The organism is Peptoniphilus sp. HCN-40583 (genome assembly GCF_037892835.1).
Lineage (GTDB): Bacteria > Bacillota > Clostridia > Tissierellales > Peptoniphilaceae > Aedoeadaptatus > Aedoeadaptatus rachelemmaiella.
On the sequence record NZ_JBBKBU010000016.1, the window covers coordinates 16,854 to 35,252 of the forward strand.

The following is an 18,399-nucleotide window of genomic DNA, read 5'->3' on the forward strand; positions in this document are numbered from 1 at the left end:
AGATTGACGATGAAAAAATTCTTATCCCTGGCCCTGGCCCTTGTATGCTTACTGGCACCTAATGTGGCCCGCGCCGAATCGAGCAAAACCTATGAAGTCCCCGTGGCATTAAAACACGCCACAGCCGAAAAAGAATCCATGGCCAACAAGGCCCTTTCTCCCGTAGCAGAAGTGAAGGAAGAAGGGGGCAAGCTCACCTATAAAGTGTATGTCAAGCCGCTGAATTTTATGAACCAACAAGGAAATTTAACCAATCTCTTTGTTACCGCCCCGGGCCGTGAAGAAGCGGTCAAAGGCGCAGGCAAAGGGGTATACACGAAGAGCTTCAGCTTTGTGCGAAGCGGAAAAGAAAATCTCGTAGACGTCGCTGTATGGGTAGATGTCATGGATCAAATGCAGGGCGGTGCCCCCGGTGCCGGCGAACAAAAAGCGCGCCTGGCCTTCGATTGGTCTCAAGCGAAAATGATTCAAGGCGCCGGATCGAAAAAGGCTCCCGCTGCACCGAAAGCCAACAAAAACGCCATTACCATTTTGGTCAACGGCAAGGAAGTCAAAACAGACAGCCCGGCATTTATTAAAGACGGTCGCACCATGGTGCCCGTACGCTTTATCTCCGAAGCCCTTGGCCTGAAAGTGGGCTGGGAACAAAAGACCCGCACGGTTACCGTCGGCGAAGGCGCAAGCAGCATGAAGCTGGTCATCGGATCGAAGACCATTGTCCGTGCAGACGGCAAGAAAACAGCCATCGATGTAGCCGCCATGATTCAAAACGGCCGCACCATGGTGCCCATCCGCGCCATCGGCGAACTTTCCGGCGCCAAAGTGGACTGGAACGGAGCCAATCGCCAAGTCATTATTCAAAAGTAGAAGGAAGCCGGCGCCTTCGCCGGCCCTTTTATTTTCCGAAGGAAAGGAGGATAGAATTGATCGATAAGCGATTACTCCACTATTTCAGCGAATCGAAAAAAGCCATCGCCAAGGTCGTTGGGCTGAAATTCCTGCTCTTGGTTCTCAATAGTTTGGCGACGGGACTTATGGTCTACGCCTTGCGCCTGTTTTTTACGGAAAGTGCTTGGCAAAAGCCCTTGTCCTTTGCCGTAGCCGGCAGTTTGATTATTTATCTCCTGCGCTTTGTCGTGGCGAAAAAAGAAGTGCGCCTCGCTTATGGCGCCTCTGCCTCGGTGAAAGAAAAAATGCGCACACGTCTCTTTCAAAAGCTCATGGGCTTCGGCGTATACTACAAAGAGCGATTGCGCTCGGCGGAGGCGGTACAGATTATTGGCGAAGGCATCGACCAATTGGAAATTTATTTTTCCGCCTATTTGCCCCAGTTTTTTTACAGCATGATCGCGCCGATTTTTCTGTTTTTTGTCATCGGTTCCATGTCGTGGACCGTGGCCATTGTTCTTTTAATCGGCGTGCCCCTCATTCCCTTGGCCATCGCCTTGATTCAGACCTTTGCGAAAAAAACCTTCGCCAAATACTGGACGGAATACACCGATGTCGGGGACGAGTTTTTAGAAAACCTCCAGGGCCTTACCACCTTAAAGATCTACGGCACCGACCCTTATCGCCACAGGCAAATGGAAAAGTCCGCAGAATCTTTCCGCGTGCAGACCATGCGGGTCTTAACCATGCAGCTTAATTCCATTATCGTCATGGACCTGGTTGCCTACGGCGGCGCGGCCATCGCCTTGGTGGTTTGTTTGAAGGCCTGCATGGCCGGACGGTTGGACTTTTTCGACGCCTTGTTTATCTTGCTTTTGTCGGCGGATTACTTTTTGCCCATGCGGCAATTAGGCTCCTTTTTCCACATCGCTATGAACGGCATGGCGGCGGCGGACAGAATGTTTGACCTTCTGGCCCTGGAAGAGGAAGAAGACGGCACCTTGTCCATGGCAGCTGCCGACGAATTGACGGCGAAGAACTTGAGTCTGTCTTACGACGGCGAGAAGAATGCCCTGGATCAATTGTCCTTCGACGTCAAGGGCCCGCAACTTGTGGGCATCGTCGGGCCGTCGGGCTCGGGGAAATCCACTTTGGCCGCCGTCTTGTCGAAGCAGTTAAAGGGCTACACCGGATCATTGGCCTTTAGCAACGCGGAACTTTCCCAAACGAAGGAAAAAAGCCTGTTGGATCACGTGACCTACTTAGGTGCCGAAAGCTATTTAATGGGCGGAAGCGTAGGGGAACTATTGGCCATGGCCAATCCCCGCGCCTCGGAAGAAGCCATGTGGGACAGTTTGGATCGGGTGAACCTGAAAGATTACTTCGCCGCGGAAGCGGGGCTTGAGACAATGATTCAAAGCGGCGGCAGCAATCTCTCCGGTGGTCAGCGCCAACGGCTCAGCCTCGCCATGGCCCTTTTGCACGACACGCCCATTTACATCTTCGACGAAGTGACCTCGAACATCGATGTGGAAAGCGAAGAAAAAATCGTCGGCGAAATCCGCGCCTTGGCCGAAACCCGCTTGGTTTTATTTATCAGCCATCGCCTGGCCAATGTGAAGGATGCCGGGCACCTCTTGGTTTTGAATCAGGGGCACTTGGTTGAAGAAGGCCGCCACGAGGAATTGCTGGAAAAGGGCGGCATGTATGTCGATCTGTGGAAGACACAGGCGGAGCTTGAGAGGTACCGGGGAGGTGAAGTCTATGCGTAAACCATTGGAAGTCATGGCCCGTCTCGTGGGCATGGTCAAGCCCCTGGCCCCGGTCATGGCACTGGCCATTACCCTGGGCGTATTGGGCTTTTTCTCGGCAACGGCCATTTCCGCCTTAACGGCCTACGGCTTGGCATCGGCCTTTTTCGGCGAGTGGATTGCTCCCTCATTGGTGGCGGCCATTTTGATTTGCGGTTTTCTCAGGGGTCCCTTGCGCTACGGCGAGCAGCTGTGTAATCACCACATTGCCTTTAAAATTCTCGCCATCTTGCGGAGCAAGGTGTTTGCATCCTTGCGGGAATTGGCGCCGGCGAAGCTGGAGGGAAGAGACAAAGGCAATCTCATTACATTGATTACCTCCGACATCGAATTGCTGGAAGTCTTTTACGCCCACACCATTTCTCCGGCAGCTATCGCACTTATTTTCTCCCTTCTCTCCGTGGCCTTTCTCGCAAAAGCGGCGCCGCCCCTGGCCCTTTACGCCGCCTTCGGCTACACCGTCGTCGGCGTGGTCCTGCCTATGTATCTCTCGAAGCGAAACAAAAATCTCGGTCTGGATGCGCGAAATGCAAGCGGCCGCTTAAGCGGCTTTGTCTTAGACGGCTTGCGTAGCCTGAGAGAAATTTTGCAGTACCGCTTTGAAGAGGCTTATTTAAAGAAATTAAAAACCATGAGTCGCGAAAGCATCGAGGCGGGCGGCCGCTTAAAAGACGAGACGGCCTTCGGCATGGCCGCGACGGGCATGGTGTTAAGCCTTCTGCACTTGGGCCTCATGGTGGTGGCGGGCATGATTTATCTCCGTGGCACGGAAGATCCCGTCATGCTTCTTACGGCGGTGGCGTACATTCTTTCCTCTTACGGCCCCGTCCTCGCTCTGGCCGCCTTGGGCAACACTTTGCAGCCCACCTTTGCCGCCGGCAATCGCGTCTTGGATCTATTAGACGAGCTGCCGAAAGTAAGGGAAGTAAAGGAAGGGCGATCCGTCGACTTTACCGGCGCCGCCCTGGATGAAGTGAATTTTTCCTACGACAGCGCCCCCATACTTCGGGGCATGAATCTGGATGTGAAGGAAGGAGAAATCCTGGCACTGGAGGGAAAATCCGGTTCCGGAAAATCCACGATTCTTCGTCTTCTTATGCGCTTTTGGGACGTGGACGAAGGTTGCGTAAAGATTGGCGGCGAAGACATTCGCCACATCGAAACCGCCGCATTAAGAGCGCATGAAGGCTTTATGACCCAGGAAACCTATTTGTTTAACGACACCATTGCCACGAATCTGCGCCTGGCCCGATTGGATGCCAGCGACGAGGAAATGGAAGCGGCCTGTCGCCGCGCGGCCGTTCACGATTTTGTCCTTTCCCTCCCGAAGGGCTACGACACGAAAATCGGCGAAATGGGCAGTCGCCTCTCCTCGGGAGAACGGCAACGCTTGGGCCTGGCCCGTGCCTTCTTGCACGACGCGCCCTTTTTGCTCTTAGATGAGCCCACCTCAAATTTAGACAGCTTAAACGAAGCCATGATTTTGCGGTCTCTGAAAGAGACGGCGGGGAAGAAGACGGTGCTCATGGTGAGCCATCGCCCCTCCTCTTTAACCGTGGCGGATCGAATCATTCATTTAGAGACAGATAGGGTCTCGTAATTAAAAAACCCCCCGTACCGTGAAAGCAAGTGCCGCGGTAGAGGGGCTTTTTTATTTGACGAATTGGCCGCCGGCGTAGAGGGCGATGAATCCCAGCATCACCGTGGCGGCGACATAAAGGACAGCGGCAGCCATGTGGCCTTTTTCCATCATGGCCACGGTTTCCGCGCTGAAGGCGGAAAAGGTGGTGAGGCCGCCGCAAAAGCCGGTCTTCAAAAAAATCTGAAGGCCGGGGCTCATGCCTCGCGCTTCGGCTTCGGCGGCGATGAGGCCCATGATAAAACAGCCGATGAGATTGGCGAGAAAGGTGGGAAGGGGCAGGCCGCGATTTGAAAGGGGTAGCGTGGAGATCAAAAAGCGGCTCGCCGCCCCCAAGGCACCGCCGGCTGCAGCGTAGAGGACTTGCATTACGCCCTCGTCGCCATTTTTTGCATAAGGCCGACGACTACATCCCGGCTCTTTTCCATGTGTTGAATGGGAATGTATTCGTAGGGGCCGTGGAAGTTCATGCCGCCGGTAAATAAATTCGGCGTGGGCAGCCCCATCCAGGAGAGTCGGCTGCCGTCGGTGCCGCCGCGAATGGGCTCGATTACAGGCTCGATGCCCTCTTCTTCCATGACCTCGACGCAGAGATCGATAAGGTCCATGTGGGGCTCGATTTTCTCACGCATATTGCGGTAGCTTTCTTCAAGACTCAAGGAGATGCGCTCGCCGTATTTCGTGTTTAAGAAATCCACGGCGGCCTCCATGATGTCGCACATCTTCTTTACCTTGTCGGCGTCGAAGTCGCGAAGGATGTAGTCCATTTGCGCTTCTTCCACATTGCCGCGGAATTGATCCAGGTGGTAAAAGCCCTCGTAGCCTTCCGTGTACTCAGGGCGCATCGCCGCGGGAAGCATGCGGTCCAGCTCCATGCCCAGGCTAATGGCGTTAATCATGTGGTTTTTCGCCGTGCCCGGGTGGACGCTGACGCCCTTGATGTCCACTTTGGCGCTCGTGGCGTGAAAGCATTCGTATTGCACTTCGCCGAGGCGGGAACCGTCGACGGTAAAGGCGATGTCGGCGCCGAAGGATTCCACGTCGAAGTGATCCACGCCGCGGCCCACCTCTTCGTCGGGGGTGAAGGCAATGGCCAAATTGCCGTGGGGCAAATCTTCTTCGATGAGTGTCCGGAGGCTGTCCATAATAATGGCGATGCCCGCCTTGTCGTCGGCGCCTAAAAGGGTGGTGCCGTCGGTGACCATAAGATCCAGGCCCACCACATCTTTTAAGGCGGGGAAATCTTTGTCGGAGAGGACGATGTTTTTTTCTTTGTTTAAAAGGATGTCGCCGCCTTCGTAGCGGATCACCCGGGGCTTGACGCCTTCGCCTTTTGCCGCAGGCGCCGTGTCCATGTGGGACAAGAGGCCCAAGGTGGGCAGGTCTTTGTCCACATTGGCCTTCAAATGGGCGGTGACATAACCGTAGTCGTCGACCTTGGCATCGGAAAGGCCCAGTTCTTTCAGTTCGTCCACGAGGATGTGGGCCAAATCGAATTGGCGGGCCGTGGAAGGATAAGTGGTGGAACGTTCGTCGCTGGTGGTGTAAACTTGTACGTATTTTTTCAGTCGTTCGGTAATAGTCATGGAAGCTCCTTTCATTTTTTCTAACTTGTATTGTAGCACATGTGCGTGCTATACTCGGGGAAAAAGAAAGGGGTTTTGCTATGAAAATCGCCATTGTCGGCGGCGGCGTCAGCGGCCTTGCGGCGGGCTGTCTTTTGGCCGAGGCGGGCTTTTTTGTGTCCGTCTACGAGCGAAAAAATCGCGTGGGAAAAAAATTGCTAGCCACGGGAAACGGCCGGGCCAATGTGAGCAATGAAGATCTCTCGGCCGGCCATTGGCATAGCGAATCGCCCCTGCCCTTCGATCCCGGCACCTATTTTTCCGCCGAAGCGCGGCGGGAATTTTTCGATGCCCTGGGAATCGATTTGGTGCAAGAAGATCGAGGCAAGCTCTACCCATCCACTCTTCAGGCCCGCACGGTGTTAAATGCTCTGCGTCGCCGCTTGTTTGCAGCAGGCGGCGAGGAAGTGGTGGAGACCTGCATCGATGCCATCGAACAATCAAAGGGCGGCTTTCGCCTCGTGAGTGGAGACAGTTCCTTTTTCGCCGACAAAGTCATCGTCGCCGCCGGCGGTATGGCCATGCCCCAATCGGGCTCCGACGGCAAGGGCCACGGCCTTTTAAAATCCTTCGGCCACAAGAAAACCCGCACTTTCCCGGGTATCTCCGCCCTATTATGCGAAAGCCCCTATTTAAAACATTTAAACGGCACGAAGATTCAAGGAGTCGTCACCCTCTTTCGAAACGGCGAGAAGATCGCCTCGGAAGGTGGGGAAATTCTTCTCGCCAAAGACGGCATCAGCGGGCCGCCGGTATTGGATCTCGCCCGGGCCGTCGGGGAGCGGAAAGGAGACTACGCCGTCGCCTTTCCCATGCTCAATCATTTGGAACAACGACCGGAGTACCGAAACATTCTCGAGGGTAGAAGCTATCTTCCCTTGGCGGCGAAGGATTTTCTCGACGGCATCCTTTCCAATAAATGGGTGCACGTGGTGTTAAAGGAATGCAGCCTGAACGGGGAAGAGCCCATGGATCAACTGGCCTGGGAAGAGAGGGAGCACCTCTTAAATCTGCTCTTTGCCTTTACCTTGCCCGTGATCGGCGTGCGAGGCTTCGACTACGCCCAAGTCACTTGCGGCGGCATGGCCCTTGAGGGCTTCAGCAGCGATCTTGAGTCCAAAAACGCCCCGGGCCTTTACGCCGCCGGGGAAGTTTTGGATGTAGACGGGGACTGCGGCGGCTACAACATCCACTGGGCCCTGGCATCGGCCCATCGCATTGCCCGTGCCATTATAAAAAGTGCGCAATCATGAAAAAACCCCTTTACACAGGGGTTTTTCTTTGGTATTATGTATGAGTTGAAACCGCAGACAGCAGGTGGTTCGCCTTAATTTCCTGCCGAGGTGACTGAATTTGATTTTGGTACTCGCATTGTGTCTGCAATGTGATTTTTTTATGTAGAAACGAGGAGGTGAATCTGTGAAAGAAGAGCTACTCCAATCGAAAATTGCCTTAGTCGATGAGATCAAGGAAAAGATCGAAAAGTCTCAATCCATTATTTTGGTTAACAACCACGGCTTAACGGTGGAAGAAGTAACCAAATTAAGAAAGGAATTGCGCGAACACGGCGTAGACTACAAGGTGTACAAAAACACCATGTTGAAACGTGCCTTCGACGCCACCGGCAACGAAAGCGCCAACGAATTACTCGTCGGCCCCACCGTCGTCGCATTCGGTATCGAAGATGCCGTGCAACCGGCTAAGATCTTAAATGATTTCGCCGAAGACAACGATCGCTTAGAAATCAAAGGCGGTCTCTTAGACGGCCGTGTCGTATCTGTCGACGAAGTCAAAGCATTGGCGAAATTGCCGAGTCGCGAAGTGCTTGTTGCACACTTGCTTGGCAGCTTGAATGCACCGATTCAAGGACTGGCAACTGTCCTGTCCGGAAACATTCGCGGTCTTGCCGTTGCGCTTAACCAAATCCGCGAAAAGAAAGAAGAAGAATCTGCCTAAGGGCAAAAATTATTTACGGAGGTATATACATTATGGCATCTGAAAAAGTAACCGCTCTTATTGAAGAGATCAAAGAATTAACCGTTATCGAACTCGCTGACTTAGTTAGCGCTTTAGAAGAAGAATTCGGCGTTAGCGCACAAGCTCCCGTTGCCGTTGCAGCAGCAGGCGCTCCGGCAGCTGCAGCAGCAGGCGCAGCCGCTGAAGAAAAATCCGAATTCGACGTTATCCTCGCTTCTGCAGGTCAAGAAAAAGTTAAGGTCATCAAAGTCGTTAAAGACATTACCGGCCTCGGCTTAAAAGACGCTAAAGCACTCGTTGACGGCGCTCCGAAGCCCGTTAAAGAAGGCGCTAACAAAGAAGAAGCTGACGACATCAAAGCTAAATTGGAAGAAGTCGGCGCTACCGTCGAAGTTAAGTAAGATTTTCTTACGAAAGTCCCCACTCCTGCGAGTGGGGATTTTTTATTGCCCTTCATAGAACACGCTTTACACCGATCTGAGAGGAGACGATGAAAAAAGGAAAACAGCTTTCGAAAAGGGTGGGCGGATGCGATTGGAGCAGTCCGCTAAAGCGTTGAAATTCAGCGATTTTCCTTTCACTTTTTCCATTTGTCCGTGTATAATCGTCATAGGAAAACAGAAGAAGGGCAGTGTGAAAAAAGAGTATGAAAGAATTTAAGCGCGTTTTTCCGAAAACCATTCCCCTACTAATCAGTTATCTGCTTTTGGGTATGGGCTTCGGTGTTTTGGTTCGCTCCGTGGGCCGCTCCACCTTGGTGAGCCTTTTGATGAGTTTCGGCATTTACGCCGGCGCCATGCAATTTGCCATGGTGAGTTTGTTTGCCCAACACCTTGCCGTGTTGGAGCTGGTCATTTTGGCCATTTCCATTAATTTAAGGTATTTGTTTTACACCATCTCTTTGCTCAATCCCTTGGCCAATGAGCCTCTGTGGAAGAAAATGCTCGTCACCCATTTCTGCAGTGACGAAACTTTCTCCCTCTACATTACGGCGGGGGAAGACGGGGGCATGGCCGATGCCGATGATATGTACCACATCGGGCTGTTGAACTGTATGTACTGGCTCGCGGGCACACTCCTCGGCGCCCTTTTGGGAAGCGTCCTTCCCATTAATGTGGAAGGCATCGACTTTATGATGACGGCCCTGTTTATTACCGCCTTTATCGAGCAGTGGAAGGGAACGGATCACCACTTCCCGGCGCTTTTAGGTGTGGGGGCTTCTGTTCTCGCCGTCCTTCTTTTCGGACGCGACAGCTTTCTTTTGCCTGCCATGGCCGTGATTTTAATCGGCAATTTGTATTACAGGAGGAAATATGTCAACTAAGGAAGTCTATATCGCCATCGTCATTGTGGCGGCCATTACCTTTACCATTCGCATGTTTCCCCTGTTTTTCTTTTCCCGTCGCGACACCATTCCGAAAATTGTGAAGGATTTAGGCGTGCTTTTGCCCTATTCCATGATGGGACTTTTAATCGTCTACTGTTTGCGCGTCATGCGTTTCGATTCCTTCGGCGGCTTTTTTCCCATGAGTTTGGCCGCCTTGGTGACGGCGGGCAGTTATTTATGGAAGCGCAAGTCCATTCTTTCCATCGTTTTGGGCACGGCGGTGTATATGTTTTTAATTCAACAAGTGTTCGTTTGAAAAATTCGTGATATACTGTTCGCGTATTATTTTTAAGGAGGAAGTTATGGAATCATTCTTTAAGTTACGAGAAAACAAAACGGATTTTTCGACGGAGATTTTAGCCGGCATGACCACGTTCTTTGCCATGAGCTACATTATTTTCGTCAATCCGGCGATTCTTTCTCAAACAGGTATCCCCTGGGGCGCCGTCTTCTTGGCGACGATTATTGCATCGGTGGTTTCCACCTTGGTCATGGGCCTTTTCGCCAATGTGCCTTACGCCTTGGCACCGGGCATGGGACTCAATGCCTTTTTTACTTACACTGTCGTCTTCGGCTTGGGCTTTACGTGGAAAGAAGCCTTGGGCATGGTCTTTTTATGTGGCGTGATCAATGTGTTGATCACCGTCACCAAAGTTCGGAAGATGATTATTACATCCATCCCCGAATCGTTGCAACACGCCATTAGCGGCGGCATCGGCGTATTCATCGGCTACATCGGTATTAAAAACTGCGGCCTGTTGAACTTTACTTTGGACCCGGGCACCTATCAAGCCTTGGACGGTGGAACCATTATCGGTTCTTCCGCCGCCGTTCCCGCCTTGGTAAGCTTCAACAATGCCGGCGTCCTTCTCGCTATGATCGGTTTGTTGATTACCGTGGTCTTGGTGCTTAAAAATGTAAAGGGTGCCATTTTAATCAGTATTTTAGCAACGACCATCATCGGCATCCCCATGGGCGTGGTGGACCTGTCGAAACTTTCGGAAAGTCCTTCTGTAGCAAGCTCCTTCCAAGACCTCTCCACGGTCTTCGGCGTGGCTCTCGGAAAAGAAGGGCTGCTGGGTCTCTTCGCAGATCCGGCCCGGATTCCCTTGGTCCTCATGACCATCTTCGCCTTCTCCCTGAGCGATACCTTCGACACCTTGGGCACCTTTATCGGCACGGGCCGTCGCTCCGGCATTTTCAGTGAAGAAGATATTCGCAACATGCAAACCAGCTCCGGCTTTAAATCGAAACTAGACAAGGCCCTTTTCGCCGACTCCATCGGCACGGTAATCGGCGCCTTTATCGGTACCAGCAACACTACGACCTATGTAGAAAGTGCGGCAGGCATCGGCGCCGGCGGTCGCACCGGGCTCACCTCCTTGGTCACGGCGGCCATGTTCTTGTTGGCCATCGTCATCGCACCGATGGCGGGTCTGGTCCCCGCACAAGCGACGGCGCCCGTTTTGATTATCGTGGGCATCATGATGTGTGCCGGCTTTAGTGAAATCGAATGGACGAATTTGGAATGTGCCGTACCGGCCTTCTTCGCTTCGGTCTTTATGGGCCTCAGCTACTCCATCAGTAACGGCATCGCAGCGGGCTTTATTTTCTACTGCATCGTCATGATCTTAAAGGGAAAAGCCAAAGAGTTGCACCCGATTCTCGTCGGCTCCACGATTTTATTCTTAATCAACTATGCCCTTATGGCTTATCTGGCCATGTAAGAGAAAAGAGGCTTCGGCCTCTTTTTTTTGTGCGCGAAAAGGGCTGTGGAAAAGAACGAGACAGGCTATAATGGAGGGTGAAAGAGAAACAACGAAAGGAGATTACATGAAGACACAGCAATTACTACAGGCCCTCAAAGAAAAGACGTGGGTGAGCTTAACCCACGAAGTGACGAAAGACATGGCCATTTACCAGGCCTTTAATCCCTTGGGCGAGCGGGTCCTCACCACATTGGAGGAAACGGGATCGGACAATCGGGAATACACCCTGGGCACCTCCCACGGCACCCACGTAGACGCACCGGCCCATTTTATGGCAGGCGGAAAAATTTTATCGGACATTTCGCCGAAAGAGCGCTACCTGCCCCTTTACGTCCTCCATTTGGAAGACAAGGTAAAGGAAAATCCCGGCTATGCCGTCACCGTAGACGATGTTTTGGCCTTTGAAAAAGAACACGGCGCCATCCCGGAAGGGGCCTTTGTGGCCTTCTCCTCGGGCTGGTACAAGCGGATTTATTCCCAAGACGATTTCACCAACACCCACGACGGTGTGGAAGTGACGCCGGGCTGGTCTGTGGCGGCCCTCGAGTATTTAAGCCGCACGCGGAAAATCGCCGCCATCGGTCACGAAACGCTGAATACCGACGCCGGTCCCGAAGCTGCCGAAGCGGGAGATTTGGTAGCGCAACGCTTTTGGCTCAACGAAAACAAATTCCAAGTGGAAGTCATGGCAAATTTAGATCAGGTGCCCGCCACAGGGGGCGTGATTATGATTAATGTCCTTCACATTAAAGACGCCGTGGCCTTTCCCGCCGAGGTAACCGCCGTATTCGACGCATAATAAAAAAGCCATTGCCCGATAAAAGGCAATGGCTTTTTGCTACCACAAAGGATTTAATTCGTCGAGAAAAGCCTGCACTGAAGCGAAAGCCTGCAGTTCATTCTCTATAATTTCTTCGTTGGCGCCGGACAGGGAAATGGTGCCGATGCATTCCCCTCGTTTGTCGAAAAGGGGAACGGCAATGGAGCCCAGACCGTCGTTGATTTCGCCGATTTCCAGGGCGTAACCCCGCTTCCGCGTGGCCTGCATTTCGTGTTTCAATACGGAATCTTTCGTAATGGTCTTCTCCGTGTAGGGCACCAGGCGCGTGTCCTTAATGTATTTGTCCACCACCGACTCCGGCAAGCTGGCCAGGTAGGCCTTCCCGGATGCCGTGGCGTGAAGGGGAAAGGGCGTGCGGGAACGGGTGAGGATCAAGTAGCGGGTGGTGTCCGGCACCTCCGTAAATACCGTTAAGAGCTGGCCGTCTTCCACCATATTTAATCGCGCGCTTAACTCAAAGGCATTGGCCCAAACGCGAAGCATGGGTCGAATTTTATTTTTTACGTGGAATAAGTACTGATCCTCCACGAGATTGGCCTTGGGTACAAAGGCCAGGCCCAAGTGGTAGTCATTTTCCGCTTCGTCGCGACTTAAGTATTGAAAATGAACCAAAGTATTGACCAGGCCGCGGGTAGTATTCACATTTAATTTAACTAATTTAGAAATTTCCGACAAGCTTAACTTCGGATGCACGGCATCGAAGCAATCTAAAATAGCAAAGGCCCGGGCAAGTGATTGAATGGTTCGGGGCGTTTTATCCATAATATTCTCCTCATTTTCCAGAAAGGTTACTATAGTTAGATTACACCACATTTTCGCGAAGAGAAAGAGAAAAATCACCTTGAACCGTGAAAAATTTATGATACACTATTAGAGCGACTAAATGAAAAGGAGAAGGATCTTGAGCAATAGAATCGGAAAAATCGCGGCCATTATTCTCGGCATCTTGGCCGTCGTCTATCTAATCGGTGCCCTGGCCTTTACACAAGTCTATATGCCCAACACATCGGTTAACGGCGCCGACATATCCCTTCAGCCGCGGGCGGACTTGAGGGAAAATTTTAAAGCCTCTTGGAAAGACTATGCCTTAACCGTGGTAGGCAAAGACGACAAGACGGACACCATTAAAGCATCGGCCATCGATTACAAAGAAACCATGCCCGATTTTAAAATGAAAGAGTACAGCCCCTGGGCATGGCCCGTTTACGCCTTTATGAAAAAGGATTATAAGGTGAACACCGCCATTACCTACGATGATGCGAAGCTGGAAAATGCATTGGCATACATGCACATGGTGGCGGATAAAGACATCACCGATCCCACGCCGCAGACCATCGCTTACGAGGAAGGCAAGGGCTATACTATCGCCGATGCCAAAGAAGGCACCCGCTTGGACGGGCCGAAACTCAAGGCGGCGGTATTAAAGTCCATGCACAAACAGGACAAAAAATTAGACGCGGAAAAGGCGGATCTCTACCTGAAGCCCGTGCCGGCGGAAGACCTCGACCACATGAAAAAACACGTGGCCAGTTTAAATGCCATCGAAGAATACAAATTGACCTACACTTTCTCCGACAGGGAAGAAGTGTTGGCGGGACAAAACTTAATTAATCTTTACAAATCCGCCGACGACGGCAGTTTGGAGCCGGATGAAGAAAAGGTAAAAGCTTATGTGGCGGAGCTGGGTAAAAAATACGACACCTTTAAAGGGACGCGAGATTTTCAAGCCACCGGCGGTGCCATGATGCGCATTCAGGGCGGGATTTACGGCTGGCAAATCAATCAGCCCAAGACCCGCGAACAGCTGATGACGGCGTTGAATGACAAAAAAGTGCAAAGCATGGAGCCGGTGTATAAGAGAAAAGCCGTGAGTCGAAACGTCAACGACATCGGCAACAGCTACATCGAAATCGACATTGCCCGTCAACACATGTGGCTTTATAAAGACGGCAATCTCGTCATCGATTCGCCGGTAGTTACGGGCAATCCCTACGCCGGCAACGGCACGCCCACCGGCACCCACGAAATTTGGTCGAAAGAACGCAACCGCTACCTTACCGGGGATTCCTGGAAGAGCTACGTCAAGTACTGGATGCCCTTTAACTGGACGGGCTGCGGCATTCACGATTCCAATTGGCGGGGCAGCTATGGCGGCAGAATTTATTTAGGCGGCGGCAGCCACGGCTGTGTCAACACACCGCCCTCCAAGGCGCCGACCTTTTACAAAAATGCCTTTGAAGGCATGCCTGTCATTGTTTACAACTCAAATAAACACGCCATTTAATCGAAGCGCCTACGGGCGCTTTTTTGCGGAAAAATTTTCGTGAAAATCCGAGGAAAATTTGCCTAAGGATCTGTTTTCCCGCGGCCATTTGTTGTAAAATAAGTTGTACGATTTGCTTGTATGACAGGAGGCTATTTTGAAAACCATTTACGAAGGAAAGACGAAAGACATTCGACAAGAAAACGGCAAGACCTATTTCTACTTCAAAGACGACGTGACGGGCAAAGACGGCGTCTTCGATCCCGGTGAAAACCAAGTAGGCCTTTCCATCGAAGGTTCCGGCCGCGCATGCATTGCCATGAGCAAATACTTTTTTGAAAAATTCGAAGCAGATAAAATCCCCACACACTACATTTCCGCCGATGTAGACAATCGTCTCATGGAAATTAAGCCTGCCAAAGTATTCGGCAAGGGCTTGGAAGTGATCTGCCGCTTTAAGGCTACGGGTAGCTTTATTCGTCGCTACGGCAAATATGCCAAAGACGGCGACGTTTTAAATCGCTACGTGGAATTCACCTTAAAAGACGATGCACGCCAAGACCCCCTCATCAACGAAGATGCGCTGGTACTGTTGGGCATTTTAAAAGAAGGGGAATACGAACGCATTAAAGAGCTTACCCGCTCCATTTCTCAAGTGATCTACGACGACTTAAAGGCTCGTGGTCTCGAAATGTACGATATCAAATTGGAATTCGGCCGCTTAGAAGGCAGCGACGAAGTCGTATTAATCGACGAAGTCTCCGGCGGCAACATGCGCGTCTTCAAAGGGGACGAATACATCGAACCCTTACGTCTTTCCGAAATGATCGTCGGCAAATAAGCACGGTTCATTAAGGAGAAAAAAGCCCTTCGGGGCTTTTTTTGTGTCCCGAAATTCTGAAAACCCCTTTCATTTATTTGAAAAGGTGGTATAATAAAAATATATCAAACAAATCAATCTTCAGGGCGAGGTGAAATTCCTCATCGGTGGTAAAGTCCACGTGTCGAAAGACTGAATTGGTGCAATTCCAATACCGACGGTGACAGTCCGGATGAAAGAAGATCTTTTTTTTCATGTTTATGTGCCCGGGGATGCGGGCTTTTTTTTTGCCCCACAAGGAGGAACCATGAATCAAATCCAGCGGACGAAGGCGCGCTACTCCACGAGAAATTTAACGCGTCTGTCCCTCTTATCCGTTATCGCCTTTTTACTTATGTACATCGAAGTCCCCTTGGCCTTTATTGCACCGCCTTTTATAAAAATCGACCTGTCCGATATGCCGGCCTTAATCGGCGGCTTCGTCATGGGCCCCGTGGCGGGTATCACCATTGAACTGGTGAAGTGCATCCTCACCTTTTTCGTTCGCGGCACCACCACCGGCGGCGTCGGCGAGTTGTCGAATTTTATCGTCGGCGCGTTGTTTGTCGGGCTCGCGTCGAAATTTTACTGTGCGCGCAGAACCTACCGCGGCGCCGTCGTCGGTCTTTTAATCGGCGTCATCGGCATGACCGCCGTGGCCACCTTGAGCAATTACTTCGTGGTTTTTCCTCTCTACGGCAAGATTATGCCCATGGAAGCCATTATTAACATGGGCCGTGCCGTCACGCCGCGAGTCAACTCCCTGTGGGATATGATGGTCTATTGCATCGTGCCCTTTAATCTGGTGAAGGGGCTGATCGTATCGGCGGTGACCCTGGCCTTGTACAAGCGGGTATCTCATCTGCTTTACGACTGATTTTAACCCTGCTCTTCGGAGTGGGGTTTTTTATTGCACTCGGACGGTGCGCTGTCAATCTTTACAAATGCAGGCGGAGATACTATAATAATTTATACGATATACCCTTCATTCTCGAAAAATGGGTAGGATCCGCAATGATATTTTCATTCAGAAGCATATGAGGAGGACATGATGGAAGACGGCAAATTAAAAGTAAAAGCCAACGGGGCGGCGCTCTTGCCCTTTATTCTTTTCGTACTGGTCTATTTGGCCACCGGCATGATTTTAAATGCCAGGGGCGTGGAAATGGCCTTTTATCAAGTGGCGGCACCGGTGTGCATCTTGCCGGCCATTGTGCTCGCCTTTGTCATGTTCAAAGGCTCCGTCGACGACAAATTTAATGCCTTTGTGCGGGGCTGCGGCGATGAGAACATCATCATTATGTGTTTGATCTACATATTGGCCGGCGCCTTCGCCACCGTATCCAAAACCTCCGGAGGCGTGGACTCCGTGGTCAACTTCGCCCTGTCCATGATTCCCGTTCAATACATTACCGCCGGGATTTTTCTTATCAGCTGTTTTATTTCTCTCTCCACGGGAACTTCCGTCGGCACAATTTCTGCCGTGGGCCCCATTGCCGTCGGCGTCGCTCAAAAGGGGAATCTGTCGTTGGCCCTGGTTCTCGGCGCATTGGTCGGCGGTGCCATGTTCGGCGATAACCTCTCCGTTATTTCCGACACCACCATTGCCGCCACCAGGACGCAAAATGTGGACATGAAAGACAAGTTTCGGGCGAACATAAAAATTGCCCTTCCTGCGGCGATTATTACCTTCGTTATCTTCCTCTTTGTAGGAAAACCCACAGGCCAAGTGGTTCTCGACGATTTAAATTATAGCTTCGTCTTGATTATTCCCTATCTCTTTGTTTTGATTTCGGCATTGGCCGGGATGAATGTCTTTTTGGTTCTAGCAAGCGGCATCGTGCTTTCCGGCGTCATCGGCATCGCCACCGGCGGCCTCACCATGATGACCTTCGCCCAAAATATTTTCGACGGTTTCAGCGGCATGTTCGAAATCTTCCTTCTGTCCATGTTAACCGGCGGCCTGTCTTACATGGTTTCGCAAAACGGCGGCATTGAGTGGCTGGTTCAAAAGATTCGCAGCTTCGCCAAAGACGTGAAGTCGGCGGAAATTTCCATCGCCCTCTTGACCCTTCTTACCGACGCTGCCACGGCCAACAACACGGTGGCCATTATTATCGACGGGCCCGTGGCGAAAGAAATCTCGAAAGACTTCAAGGTGGATCCGAGACGCTCGGCATCCCTGCTCGATGCATTCTCCTGCGTCATGCAAGGGATCATTCCCTACGGCGCACAAATTCTTATTGCCGCCGGACTCACCAAGGAATTAGGTGCGGCAGCGGTCTCGCCGGTGGAAATCATTCCCTTCCTCTGGTATCAAGGGCTTCTGGCTCTGTTCGCCCTTCTCTCGATCTTTGTTCGCTTTGCCGATCCCAAAGACAAATGGGACTTTGAAAAGGACGCTCCGCAAATTCAATAGAAAGACAATACGACTTGCGCCGATGATGTCGGCGCTTTTTTTATGGCTTCAGAAAAAAGGCACAAAAAAAATAAGACCGGCTATCCGATCTTATCTTTTCACGAACCGCCTGAGCGGCCCAATTTATTCTTCTTCGGCTTCTTTTTCCGATTCAGTTTCGCCTACGGTAGGTACATCAGCTGCATCGGCGGCGCCTTCTGCTTCTTCTTCAACGGATTCTTCGCGAGGTTCTTGCAGTGCGCAGACAGCTTCTTCCAAATCAGTTAAGACTTCGATGTCTTCGATGGATGCCACGTCTAAGTCGGCAACGGTTAAGGTATCGCCGATTTGCATATCAGCGACATTGGCCACCCCTTCGGAAGGCAGGTTGGTCGGCAGACATTCGACTTCCACTTCTTCGAGAAGTTGCAACAAGACCGAGGGTTGTACGCGAATGTCGTCGCGTCCTTCCAAGACGACGGGAATGGACAGCTTGATTTTTTCCTTCAAGTTAACGCCATAGGCATCGAAGTGGAGCAATTGGTTTTTGTAGGGGTGTTGTTGGATTTCCTTAAAGAGAATCTTGTGATCTTCCCCGTTAACATTGACATCGACCAAAGCGGAAGTACCGGCTACATCGACAACTTTTTGCAGTTCATTGGCTTTTGCAGTGACGGCAACGGGTTCAGCATCCTTCGCATAGAAGATGCCGGGAACCAGGCCTTGGGCGCGGACCTTCTTTGCGCCGGCGGAGCCTAAGTCTTCACGTTTTTCTAAATTTAATTTAATGGTGTTCATTGGTGTCCTCCTTTGTTTACTCAACAATATATTATACCTGAAACGGGCCGCCATTTCCACGTTTTAACAAACTTCGATGATGATTTTCTGTATAAAAGCCCTCCGAAGCCTTTTTTCATCCTTTTAGGGCCCCTTAGCAGGGTT

18 protein-coding genes, 1 riboswitch and 1 other annotated feature are annotated in these 18,399 nt (G+C 51.5%); of the genes, 14 read left to right on the plus strand and 4 right to left on the minus strand.

Annotation, left to right across the window (positions count from 1 at the left end; translation table 11 throughout):
* Window positions 1–9: 9 nt before the first annotated feature.
* Genes WKT05_RS06105 through WKT05_RS06115 form a run of 3 tightly spaced genes read left to right on the plus strand, consistent with a single transcriptional unit; the run spans window position 10 to window position 4,299 of the window.
* Window positions 10–867 (plus strand): stalk domain-containing protein, encoded by an 858-nt coding sequence (locus tag WKT05_RS06105; RefSeq protein ID WP_340413355.1) that lies wholly within the window; start codon window positions 10–12, stop codon window positions 865–867.
* Between the two features lie 56 nt (window positions 868–923).
* Complete coding sequence (locus tag WKT05_RS06110) at window positions 924–2,660, plus strand: ABC transporter ATP-binding protein/permease (RefSeq protein WP_340413356.1); 1,737 nt, start codon at window positions 924–926, stop codon at window positions 2,658–2,660.
* Window positions 2,653–4,299: an amino acid ABC transporter ATP-binding/permease protein gene (locus tag WKT05_RS06115; RefSeq protein ID WP_340413357.1), complete on the plus strand. Its 1,647-nt coding sequence runs from the start codon at window positions 2,653–2,655 to the stop codon at window positions 4,297–4,299. Before WKT05_RS06110 ends, WKT05_RS06115 begins: the two co-directional genes overlap by 8 nt.
* A gap of 51 nt (window positions 4,300–4,350) precedes the next feature.
* On the opposite strand, the gene crcB is transcribed toward WKT05_RS06115, so the two are convergent.
* A complete protein-coding gene (gene crcB / locus WKT05_RS06120; RefSeq protein WP_340413358.1) occupies window positions 4,351–4,707 on the minus strand; it encodes a fluoride efflux transporter CrcB in 357 nt (118 codons plus the stop codon).
* Window positions 4,707–5,924 (minus strand): peptidase T, encoded by a 1,218-nt coding sequence (gene pepT, locus WKT05_RS06125; protein ID WP_340413359.1) that lies wholly within the window; start codon window positions 5,922–5,924, stop codon window positions 4,707–4,709. Before pepT ends, crcB begins: the two co-directional genes overlap by 1 nt.
* Before the next feature lie 80 nt (window positions 5,925–6,004).
* On the opposite strand from pepT, the gene WKT05_RS06130 reads away from it, so the two are divergent.
* The 7 genes from WKT05_RS06130 to WKT05_RS06160 all read left to right on the plus strand — a co-directional run bounded on the left by WKT05_RS06130 (window position 6,005) and on the right by WKT05_RS06160 (window position 11,895).
* The gene (locus WKT05_RS06130; protein WP_340413360.1) at window positions 6,005–7,216 is read left to right on the plus strand and encodes an aminoacetone oxidase family FAD-binding enzyme; all 1,212 of its coding nucleotides are present in this window, start codon (window positions 6,005–6,007) and stop codon (window positions 7,214–7,216) included.
* 33 nt (window positions 7,217–7,249) lie between these two features.
* Window positions 7,250–7,366 (plus strand) — a sequence feature (ribosomal protein L10 leader region).
* Between the two features lie 16 nt (window positions 7,367–7,382).
* On the plus strand, window positions 7,383–7,919 hold the full coding sequence (rplJ, locus tag WKT05_RS06135; protein WP_215508967.1) for a 50S ribosomal protein L10: 537 nt from the start codon (window positions 7,383–7,385) through the stop codon (window positions 7,917–7,919).
* Between the two features lie 32 nt (window positions 7,920–7,951).
* On the plus strand, window positions 7,952–8,341 hold the full coding sequence (gene rplL, locus WKT05_RS06140; protein WP_215508968.1) for a 50S ribosomal protein L7/L12: 390 nt from the start codon (window positions 7,952–7,954) through the stop codon (window positions 8,339–8,341).
* Window positions 8,342–8,586: 245 nt separating this feature from the next.
* Window positions 8,587–9,264, plus strand: coding sequence for an AzlC family ABC transporter permease (locus WKT05_RS06145; RefSeq protein ID WP_340413361.1), 678 nt, complete (start codon window positions 8,587–8,589; stop codon window positions 9,262–9,264).
* Window positions 9,254–9,583: a branched-chain amino acid transporter permease gene (locus tag WKT05_RS06150; protein WP_340413362.1), complete on the plus strand. Its 330-nt coding sequence runs from the start codon at window positions 9,254–9,256 to the stop codon at window positions 9,581–9,583. Before WKT05_RS06145 ends, WKT05_RS06150 begins: the two co-directional genes overlap by 11 nt.
* A gap of 46 nt (window positions 9,584–9,629) precedes the next feature.
* The gene (locus WKT05_RS06155) at window positions 9,630–11,054 is read left to right on the plus strand and encodes an NCS2 family permease (RefSeq protein WP_340413363.1); all 1,425 of its coding nucleotides are present in this window, start codon (window positions 9,630–9,632) and stop codon (window positions 11,052–11,054) included.
* A gap of 106 nt (window positions 11,055–11,160) precedes the next feature.
* Window positions 11,161–11,895, plus strand: a complete 735-nt coding sequence (locus tag WKT05_RS06160; protein ID WP_340413364.1) for a cyclase family protein — start codon at window positions 11,161–11,163, stop codon at window positions 11,893–11,895.
* Window positions 11,896–11,934: 39 nt separating this feature from the next.
* Here WKT05_RS06160 and WKT05_RS06165 read toward each other — a convergent pair whose 3' ends face one another.
* The gene (locus WKT05_RS06165) at window positions 11,935–12,699 is read right to left on the minus strand and encodes an IclR family transcriptional regulator (RefSeq protein WP_340413365.1); all 765 of its coding nucleotides are present in this window, start codon (window positions 12,697–12,699) and stop codon (window positions 11,935–11,937) included.
* A 139-nt stretch (window positions 12,700–12,838) separates the two neighbouring features.
* Here WKT05_RS06165 and WKT05_RS06170 point away from each other — a divergent pair, with 139 nt between their 5' ends.
* The 4 genes from WKT05_RS06170 to WKT05_RS06185 all read left to right on the plus strand — a co-directional run bounded on the left by WKT05_RS06170 (window position 12,839) and on the right by WKT05_RS06185 (window position 17,478).
* Window positions 12,839–14,221 carry a L,D-transpeptidase family protein gene (locus tag WKT05_RS06170; RefSeq protein WP_340413366.1) on the plus strand — a complete coding sequence of 461 codons (1,383 nt, stop codon included), beginning with the start codon at window positions 12,839–12,841 and terminating at the stop codon, window positions 14,219–14,221.
* Window positions 14,222–14,357: 136 nt separating this feature from the next.
* Complete coding sequence (locus WKT05_RS06175; RefSeq protein ID WP_340413367.1) at window positions 14,358–15,041, plus strand: phosphoribosylaminoimidazolesuccinocarboxamide synthase; 684 nt, start codon at window positions 14,358–14,360, stop codon at window positions 15,039–15,041.
* Window positions 15,042–15,153: 112 nt separating this feature from the next.
* A riboswitch (FMN riboswitch) is annotated at window positions 15,154–15,268 on the plus strand.
* A gap of 59 nt (window positions 15,269–15,327) precedes the next feature.
* Window positions 15,328–15,936 (plus strand): ECF transporter S component, encoded by a 609-nt coding sequence (locus tag WKT05_RS06180; RefSeq protein ID WP_340413368.1) that lies wholly within the window; start codon window positions 15,328–15,330, stop codon window positions 15,934–15,936.
* A gap of 174 nt (window positions 15,937–16,110) precedes the next feature.
* Complete coding sequence (locus tag WKT05_RS06185; protein WP_340413379.1) at window positions 16,111–17,478, plus strand: Na+/H+ antiporter NhaC family protein; 1,368 nt, start codon at window positions 16,111–16,113, stop codon at window positions 17,476–17,478.
* Between the two features lie 123 nt (window positions 17,479–17,601).
* Here WKT05_RS06185 and WKT05_RS06190 read toward each other — a convergent pair whose 3' ends face one another.
* A complete protein-coding gene (locus tag WKT05_RS06190) occupies window positions 17,602–18,255 on the minus strand; it encodes a 50S ribosomal protein L25 (RefSeq protein ID WP_340413369.1) in 654 nt (217 codons plus the stop codon).
* Window positions 18,256–18,399 lie beyond the last annotated feature (144 nt).

Bases quoted from the DNA above. Each gene is read 5' to 3' on its own strand.
- WKT05_RS06145 (WP_340413361.1), top strand. From the start codon at position 8,587: ATGAAAGAATTTAAGCGCGTTTTTCCGAAAACCATTCCCCTACTAATC.
- WKT05_RS06190 (WP_340413369.1), bottom strand. From the start codon at position 18,255: ATGAACACCATTAAATTAAATTTAGAAAAACGTGAAGACTTAGGCTCC.
- WKT05_RS06165 (WP_340413365.1), bottom strand. From the start codon at position 12,699: ATGGATAAAACGCCCCGAACCATTCAATCACTTGCCCGGGCCTTTGCT.
- WKT05_RS06105 (WP_340413355.1), top strand. From the start codon at position 10: ATGAAAAAATTCTTATCCCTGGCCCTGGCCCTTGTATGCTTACTGGCA.
- pepT (WP_340413359.1), bottom strand. From the start codon at position 5,924: ATGACTATTACCGAACGACTGAAAAAATACGTACAAGTTTACACCACC.
- rplL (WP_215508968.1), top strand. From the start codon at position 7,952: ATGGCATCTGAAAAAGTAACCGCTCTTATTGAAGAGATCAAAGAATTA.
- WKT05_RS06155 (WP_340413363.1), top strand. From the start codon at position 9,630: ATGGAATCATTCTTTAAGTTACGAGAAAACAAAACGGATTTTTCGACG.
- WKT05_RS06160 (WP_340413364.1), top strand. From the start codon at position 11,161: ATGAAGACACAGCAATTACTACAGGCCCTCAAAGAAAAGACGTGGGTG.
- WKT05_RS06185 (WP_340413379.1), top strand. From the start codon at position 16,111: ATGGAAGACGGCAAATTAAAAGTAAAAGCCAACGGGGCGGCGCTCTTG.
- crcB (WP_340413358.1), bottom strand. From the start codon at position 4,707: ATGCAAGTCCTCTACGCTGCAGCCGGCGGTGCCTTGGGGGCGGCGAGC.
- WKT05_RS06180 (WP_340413368.1), top strand. From the start codon at position 15,328: ATGAATCAAATCCAGCGGACGAAGGCGCGCTACTCCACGAGAAATTTA.
- WKT05_RS06115 (WP_340413357.1), top strand. From the start codon at position 2,653: ATGCGTAAACCATTGGAAGTCATGGCCCGTCTCGTGGGCATGGTCAAG.
- WKT05_RS06150 (WP_340413362.1), top strand. From the start codon at position 9,254: ATGTCAACTAAGGAAGTCTATATCGCCATCGTCATTGTGGCGGCCATT.
- WKT05_RS06130 (WP_340413360.1), top strand. From the start codon at position 6,005: ATGAAAATCGCCATTGTCGGCGGCGGCGTCAGCGGCCTTGCGGCGGGC.